This window comes from Paenibacillus arenilitoris (assembly GCF_014705655.1).
Lineage (GTDB): Bacteria > Bacillota > Bacilli > Paenibacillales > Paenibacillaceae > Pristimantibacillus > Pristimantibacillus arenilitoris.
This window is the reverse complement of record NZ_JACXIY010000025.1, coordinates 121427-129079: the sequence shown is the minus strand read 5'-3', so window position 1 is coordinate 129079 and position 7653 is coordinate 121427. Positions and strand designations below refer to the sequence as shown.

Here is a 7653-nt window from a genome sequence, read left to right as displayed (position 1 = left end):
CCCGAAGCGGAAAGTAGTAGACGCCCTGAACCGGGCCGCGGTCTTACCGTGTTGCTGAATCGACGAGGAAAACGGTACCCCTGCATATTGCAGCTTGCTCACTCGAGCAACAGGCGGCCGGCTATTCTTCGCTGTTCAGAAGCCCCGACCTCTTCAGGTCGCGGGAGGTTCACATACGATAGTGTTTAAGGTAAAATAATGAGAAACAGGCCGGTAAAGGGAGTGGCGCTACATATGGGGGCAACCCAGCATCATAAGCTTTCGAAGCTCGAGCTGCTGCGAAGAGCGCTGTTTATAACGCTCGGCGCGGTTCTCGTCTCGGTCGGGCTGGAAATTTTTCTCGTTCCAAATCATATCATTGACGGCGGCATTGTCGGCATTTCCATTATGGCATCCCACCTGTCCAACATTCCGCTCGGTCTCTTTCTGTTTCTATTGAATCTTCCGTTTCTGTTTCTCGGGTATAAGCAGATCGGCAAGACGTTCGCCGTCTCGACGCTATATGGCGTAACGATCATGTCGATCGGGACGTTCCTGCTCCATCCGGTCCCGCCTCTTACGGTCGAGCCCTTCCTCGCCGCGATATTCGGCGGCGTTATTCTCGGCGTCGGCGTCGGCATGGTCATCCGCTTCGGCGGCTCGCTCGACGGAACCGAGATCATCGCGATTTTGTTCAACAAGCGACTTCCGTTCTCCGTAGGCGAGACGGTCATGTTCCTTAACCTGTTCATCCTCGGCAGCGCCGGCTTCGTCTTCGGCTGGGACCGCGCGATGTATTCGCTCATCGCTTATTACATCGCCTTCAAGATGATCGACATGACGATCGAGGGCTTCGACGAGTCGAAGGCCGTCTGGATCATCAGCGACGAATCGAGGGAGATCGGCGATGCGATCATGAGCAGGCTCGGACGCGGCGTCACGTATTTGCACGGAGAGGGCGGTTTTACGGGCGGAAGCAAGCGCGTCATCTTCTGCGTCATTACGAGGCTCGAAGAAGCGAAGATGAAGTCGATCGTCTCCGAGCTCGACCCTGTCGCCTTCCTCGCGATCGGAAATATTCACGACGTGAAGGGCGGACGGTTTAAGAAACGTGATATTCACTAATGCTGTTACTAGGGACGGCTGCCGGCGCCGCCGCGCAGCCTGCCCGGATAGAGCCGAAGCCGAAGGGGACATTCGTTTTGGATGAGTTTGCTCGTATTCACCATTGGACCGCCGCGCGCCAATCGGCGGATTGGCAGCAGCGGGAGAGAGGGGTCGCCGTCGGCATCGGCGATGACGCCGCCGCCGTCGATCTTGCCGCGGCGGCGGACGGCGTAGCGGAGCCGAAGCGGCTGCTGCTGTCGGTCGACACGATGGTGGAGACCGTCCACTTCAAGCCGGCGACGATGCGGGACGAGGACGTCGGCTTCAAGGCGCTGGCCGCAAGCGTTAGCGACATTGCCGCGATGGGCGGGGTGCCGCTGCATGCGCTTGTGTCGGTCAGCGTGCCGCCCGCCTACGGGCCGGAGCGGATGCGCAGGCTGTACGACGGGCTGTACGCGTGCGCCGAGCGCTACGGGGTTGCCGTTGCCGGCGGCGATACGACGTCGTCGCCGGCGCAGCTCGTCGTCGCGGTAACGGTGACGGGAACCGTGGAAGCGGGGCGCGAGCTGCGCCGCTCGGGCGCGAAGCCCGGCGACGCGGTGTTCGTGACCGGCGCCGTCGGCTTGTCGGCGGCCGGTCTTCACGCGCTGCTGGCGCTGGAGGCGGCCGGCGGCGGTACGGATATGACCGAGGATGACGCTTGCGAGGCGATCGCCAAGGCGAGCGGGCTGCCGCCCGGAAAGGCGAAGCCGCTCGTGCGGGAGCATCGCCGGCCGGCGCCTTCCGTGCGCGCGGGACGGCTGCTGCTCGAGCGCGGCACTTGCCGCTCCTTGAACGACGTAAGCGACGGCCTCGCCAGCGAGGCGTGGGAAATCGCGGAGGCGTCGGGGCTCAAGCTGACGCTGGAGGAGCGCCTGCTGCCGAGAAGCGGCAGCCTTGCCGCTTATGCGGCAAGCGCGGGGATTGATCCGCTGGAGTGGATGCTGTACGGCGGGGAGGACTATTGCTTGATCGGGACGGTCGCCGCCGAAGACGCGGAGGCGCTGCGGGAAGCGTTCCATGCGGAAGGACTGCCTTTTTTTCTGATTGGCACGGCGGAAGAAGGAACGCCCGGCGTCGAGCTCCTTCGGCATGACGGGAAGCGGGCAGCGCTCGCAAAGCGCGGCTACAATCATTTTGACAAATGAACGGGTGAACGGGATGCAGCACGAAATAAGCCGGGCCATTTGGACGGCGCATACGGAGCAGGATACGGTCGCGCTTGCGAGGCAGCTTGCCGCTTGGGCGAGGCCGGGCGCGCTGCTGGCGCTGGACGGCGACCTCGGCGCGGGCAAGACGAGATTTTCGCAGGCTTTCGCCGAGGCGATCGGGGTGAAGGGCATCGTGAACAGCCCGACCTTTACGATTATTAAGGAATACGAAGGGGAGTCGCTCCCCTTTTATCATATGGACGTGTACCGGCTGACGCCCGACGAAGCGGACGAGCTTGGGTTGGACGATTATTTTTACGGCGGCGGCGCGACGATCGTCGAGTGGGCGAGCTTGATCAGGGAGCTGCTGCCGGACGAAAGGCTGGAGCTGTATATCGAGCATCTGGGCGGTGAATCGCGGCGGATCGCCTTGACCGGTATCGGAGCGACGTACGCCGGCTGGTGCGACGCGTTGAAGAAGATTGGAGCAGACGAATGAGAGCAGAGAAGGCCCGGGCGGGGGCGATATTGGCCGTCGATACGTCTACGGCGTCGATGGCGGCGGCCATCGTAAGCGGCGGAGAAGTGCTGGCTGAGGTGCAGACGATGGCGGAGAGAAACCATTCCGTCCATGTCGTGTCGAATATTAAGAACATGCTTGCCGATACCGGGATGACGGAGAATGAATTGGAGGCGATTGCCGTCGGGAACGGCCCGGGTTCCTATACGGGGATGCGCATCGCGGCGGCCGTCGGCAAGACGCTCGCCTGGGCATGGGACAAGCCGCTCGTCGGCGTATCGAGCCTGGAGGCGCTTGCTTACGGCGCATGGCAACGGGGGACTGGAGCTGCTGGCGATTCTGCAAACGGCGGCGAGCATTGGGTCGTTCCGGTCATGGACGCGAGGCGCGGGCAGGTGTATACGTCGGCGTTCGCGATGGCGGAAGGGACGGCTTGGCGCCGCTGGGCCGACGACGGCGTGCGGCTGATGAACGTCTGGGTCGATCGGCTTGAGGAGCGGCTGAGGGGCCAAGCGGCCGGAACGGTCGGGAGCCTGTCGCTTGTCGGGGATTTCTCCTTGCACGGTACTGAAGCGGAGAGACTGAAGCGGATCGGCGAAGCGGCGGGCGTCATCGTGGCGCTGCAGCCGTTCGCGCAGGAAGGCAGATGGATCGCGGAGCTTGGGCGGATGCGGCTTGAGGCGGGCCAGATCGAGAATCCGCACGCGTTCGCGCCAAATTACACGCAGCTTACCGAGGCGGAGGTCGTCTGGAAAGCGAAGCAAGCAGGTGAGGCCAAGGAATGAGAGCAGACGCCAACAATCTCTTGTACCGAGCCATGACGATGGCCGACATCCCCGCCGTCATCGCGATCGAGCAGGAGGCTTTCACGAGCCCATGGTCGAAGGAGGCGTTCGTAAACGAGCTGACGAACAATCTGTTTGCGCGGTACATGGTCATGGAGCTTGGCGGGGAGATCATCGGCTACGGCGGCATGTGGGTCATCATGGACGAGGCGCATGTGACGAATATCGCGGTGCGGTCCGGTTATCGCGGACATGGCTACGGCAACAGCCTGCTTGTGGAACTGCAGCGGACGGCGGTATTTTACGGCGCGGCCAAAATGACGCTCGAGGTGCGCGTATCGAACGAGGTCGCACAGCATCTATACCGAAAGCACGGCTTCGAGCCTTCCGGGATCCGGCCCAAGTACTATTCGGATAACGACGAGGATGCGCTCATTATGTGGGCAGAGCTAGATCAAGAGCAGCTTAAGACAGGAGATCGACGATGGTAAGTCATTCAAAATATACAACAGACGGCGCGGCGGCGGACGTCATCTTGGCGATCGAGACAAGCTGCGACGAGACGTCGGCGGCCGTAATCCGCGGCGGCAAAACGATTATGTCGAATGTCGTATCGAGTCAAATCGACATTCACGAACGGTTCGGCGGCGTTGTGCCGGAGCTCGCTTCGCGCAAGCACGTGGAGTCGATTACGCTCATTATCGAGCAAGCGCTCGAGGAGGCGGAAGTTGAGCTTAAGGACATCTCGGCGATCGCCGTCACGCAGGGACCCGGTCTCGTCGGCGCGCTGCTCGTCGGCATCGTGGCCGCCAAGAGCCTTGCCATGGCGCTCGATATTCCGCTGATCGGCACGCATCATATCGCCGGCCATATTTATGCGAACGAGCTTGTGCACGACATGGCCTACCCCTGCATGGCGCTCGTCGTATCGGGCGGGCATACCGAATTGGTGCTGCTTGCGAGCGAAGGCGAGTTTCGCGTCGTCGGCCGCACGAGAGACGACGCGGTCGGCGAAGCTTACGACAAAGTGGCGCGCGCGCTGCGATTGCCATATCCCGGCGGCCCGCATATCGACCGGCTGGCGCACGAAGCCGAAGAGGCGATCGAGCTGCCTCGCGCCTGGCTGGAGTCGGAAAGCTACGATTTCAGCTTCAGCGGATTGAAATCGGCGGTGCTGGCGGTCATCAACCAGACGCGGATGAAGGGGCTGGAGCTGAACGAGGCGGCGCTCGCCCGGGGCTTTCAGGAATCGGTCACGGAGGTGCTCGTAACGAAGGCGATGCGCGCGGCGCGCGAATACGGCGCAAAGCAGCTGCTGCTCTGCGGCGGCGTCGCGGCCAATCGCGGACTGCGGTCGGCGCTGGCGGCCCGGTGCGAGGCGGAAGGCTTGCCGCTGCTCGTCCCGCCGAACTCGCTCTGCACGGATAACGCCGCCATGATCGGAGCGGCCGCGTTCCTGAAGCTAAAGCGGGAGCAGTTAACCGGTCTCGATATGAAGGCCGACCCGGGCTTTTCGCTCGAGAGCTGGTCCGTGGGCGGCTGATCGCGAATTATTTTCATCGTTATCGAATTGACAGACTATTTTCGTTCGCATATAATAAACAGCAATACTTCAAACTTTATATGCTTCAAACGCATGGAACAGGAATAGTAAAGCGAGTCCGGGAAGACCGGGACCTTCGAAGCGTGATCGCAGATCCGCTTGGAACCCCGAACGAGAGAGCTGCGGGTCGGTGCAACGCAGACGAAGGATGCTTGAAGCTCGCCTGGGAGCGGAGCGGTGGAACGAGGTCGGCGGTCGGATGACAGCTTAGTTGCCTTTAGTACATGGCTACGGTTAACCTCCGTAATCGGGTGCATATGCGTCGGCATCCGGAGCCGGCCATATGACTAAGGTGGGCATTCCTGCTTGGTTGCAAGCATGATCGGATGTCAACAAGGGTGGTACCGCGCGGGTCATTATAGCCTGTCGTCTCTTGAATAGGAGACGACAGGCTTTTCTTGTTGCAGGCCGAGCGAAGTAGGTTAGACATAACGCAAAATGAACAATCACATAAAGCGATAACGCGATGAACAGGAGCAGTAAAACGGAAGCTGGCAAAGCGGATTTCCGGTTTTCCCTCGCCGAATGCGGCGAGCGGGAACGACGAAGGCGTGAAGAGAGCTGCGGGTCGGTGCGACGCAGTCGAAGCGGACGTTTGAATCTCGCCTGGGAGCGGAACGGCGGAATCGGGCTGCGCAATCGGCAGCCGCGCGTACGCCGTTACGGCTGGCCGCCGTCATCGGGCATGAAGCGGGTTCGGAACCCGCCGCGCAAGGAAGCCGAAGCGCTCGGCACTCCGCGAACGGCATGTTCCGGCCAATTAGAGTGGTACCACGGTAGGGCTTTAGGCTCGTCGTCTCTTCTTTCGGAGACGGCGGGCCTTTTTCTATTGATCGAGAATCTATTTTTTGGAGGCTGATTAAGATGGCAAACGAAATGAAAAAAATTCAAATTTTCGATACGACGTTAAGGGACGGCGAGCAGTCGCCGGGCGCGTCACTTGATCCTGAGCGGAAAATCGTCATTGCCCGCCAGCTGGGCAAGCTGGGGATCGACGTTATCGAGCCGGGCTTTCCGGTATCGAGTCCCGGCGAATTCGCCGCCGTGCAGCAAATTTCGCGCGAGCTGCAGCATGTCGAGATCGCCGGCTTCGCCAGGGCGGTGAAGGGCGATATTGACGCGGCCGTGAAGGCGACGCAGGATGCGGCGCGCAGGCGCCTTCACCTGTTCATCTCGTCGTCGGATATCCATCTGAACCACCAGCTTCGCAAATCCCGCGACGAAGTCGTGCAGATCGCCCGCGAAATGGTTGCCTACGGCAAGCAGTTCGTGGACGAAATCGAATTTTCCGCCATGGATTCGACGCGTTCCGGCAGAGACTTTGTCATTCAGCTGGTCGAAGCGGTCATCGCCGAAGGCGCCACGGTCATCAATCTGCCGGATACGCTGGGGTACGCGCTGCCGGAGGAGATGATCGAGCTGTTCCGGACGGTCCGCAAGCAGGCCAGAGGCGGCGAGACGGTGAGATACAGCGCTCACTGCCATAACGACCTGGGCCTTGCCGTCGCGAACAGCCTGGCCGCGATTAACGGAGGTGCGACGCAGATCGAGGTGACGGTGAACGGGATAGGCGAGAGGGCGGGCAACTGCTCGCTCGAGGAGCTGGTCATGGCGATCGAAACGCGCAAGGACGCGATGCGGGCGCAGACGAATATCCAAATCGGCGAAATATTCGAAACGTCGCGCATGGTCAGCCGCGCGATGAATTTTCCGATCGCCTACAATAAGCCGATCGTCGGCCGCAACGCGTTCCAGCACGAATCCGGCATCCACCAGGACGGTCTGCTTAAAAACCGCAATACTTACGAGATCATGGATCCGGAAGCGATGGGCATACCGCGGAACATGATCATTCTGGGCAAGCATTCCGGCCGGCATGCCATCAAGCATCGTCTCGCCGAATACGGCATCGACGTGACCGACGCGCAGCTGCAGGATGTCTATGACAAATTCAAGGTAACAGCCGATGAGCAAAAAATCGTAACCGACGATGAGCTGATCCGCATCGCGGGCGAGATGACGGAAACCCAGCCCGATCCGTACGTGCTAGTCGATCTGCACGTGCATGCCGGCACGCAGCGCTCCCGCACCGCCAGCGTTACGATTCGCGAGAACGAGCAAGGCTCGGAGCAGTCGTACATCGCAATGGGCGCGGGCCCGATCGAGGCGGTCATCCACGCGATCCAGCAGGCGATACCGGTAGCGGCCGAATTCGAGGATCTGGAGCTTCACTCCTTATCGACCGGTGAAGACGCGCACGGGGAAGCGGTCGTAAGCATCGTCCATCAGCAGCAGCGCTTCCGCGGGACGTCGATCCATAAGGACATCGTGCTGGCCGCGGCGCAGGCTTACGTGGCGGCTTGCAATCAAGCGGTGATGACGACGGGAATCCGGGTCGCGGGAACGGGAGCAAGCCGGGCGGCGAACTGATACGCTTTAACATTCGATTGACGGATAATTATTAAAGAA

Annotated in this window: 7 protein-coding genes; all 7 read left to right on the top strand. The window is 61.0% G+C overall.

Translation table 11 applies throughout. The features are described 5' to 3' along the window. Positions 1-234 precede the first annotated feature (234 nt). A complete protein-coding gene (locus IDH41_RS20710) occupies positions 235-1104 on the top strand; it encodes a YitT family protein (protein WP_190864408.1) in 870 nt (289 codons plus the stop codon). Continuing rightward, positions 1104-2273 (top strand): thiamine-phosphate kinase, encoded by a 1170-nt coding sequence (thiL, locus tag IDH41_RS20705; RefSeq protein ID WP_190864406.1) that lies wholly within the window; start codon positions 1104-1106, stop codon positions 2271-2273. The genes IDH41_RS20710 and thiL overlap by 1 nt, the downstream gene beginning before the upstream one ends. Positions 2274-2286: 13 nt before the next feature. Next, entirely contained in the window at positions 2287-2775 is a 489-nt protein-coding gene (gene tsaE / locus IDH41_RS20700; protein ID WP_190864404.1) for a tRNA (adenosine(37)-N6)-threonylcarbamoyltransferase complex ATPase subunit type 1 TsaE, read from the top strand. After that, positions 2772-3581 (top strand): tRNA (adenosine(37)-N6)-threonylcarbamoyltransferase complex dimerization subunit type 1 TsaB, encoded by an 810-nt coding sequence (gene tsaB, locus IDH41_RS20695; protein ID WP_190864403.1) that lies wholly within the window; start codon positions 2772-2774, stop codon positions 3579-3581. The genes tsaE and tsaB overlap by 4 nt, the downstream gene beginning before the upstream one ends. Then, positions 3578-4072, top strand: a complete 495-nt coding sequence (gene rimI, locus IDH41_RS20690; RefSeq protein ID WP_190864401.1) for a ribosomal protein S18-alanine N-acetyltransferase — start codon at positions 3578-3580, stop codon at positions 4070-4072. Before tsaB ends, rimI begins: the two co-directional genes overlap by 4 nt. After that, positions 4066-5124, top strand: coding sequence for a tRNA (adenosine(37)-N6)-threonylcarbamoyltransferase complex transferase subunit TsaD (gene tsaD, locus IDH41_RS20685; protein ID WP_190864399.1), 1059 nt, complete (start codon positions 4066-4068; stop codon positions 5122-5124). The genes rimI and tsaD overlap by 7 nt, the downstream gene beginning before the upstream one ends. A 936-nt stretch (positions 5125-6060) precedes the next feature. Beyond that, positions 6061-7614, top strand: coding sequence for a 2-isopropylmalate synthase (locus tag IDH41_RS20680; protein WP_190864424.1), 1554 nt, complete (start codon positions 6061-6063; stop codon positions 7612-7614). Positions 7615-7653 lie beyond the last annotated feature (39 nt).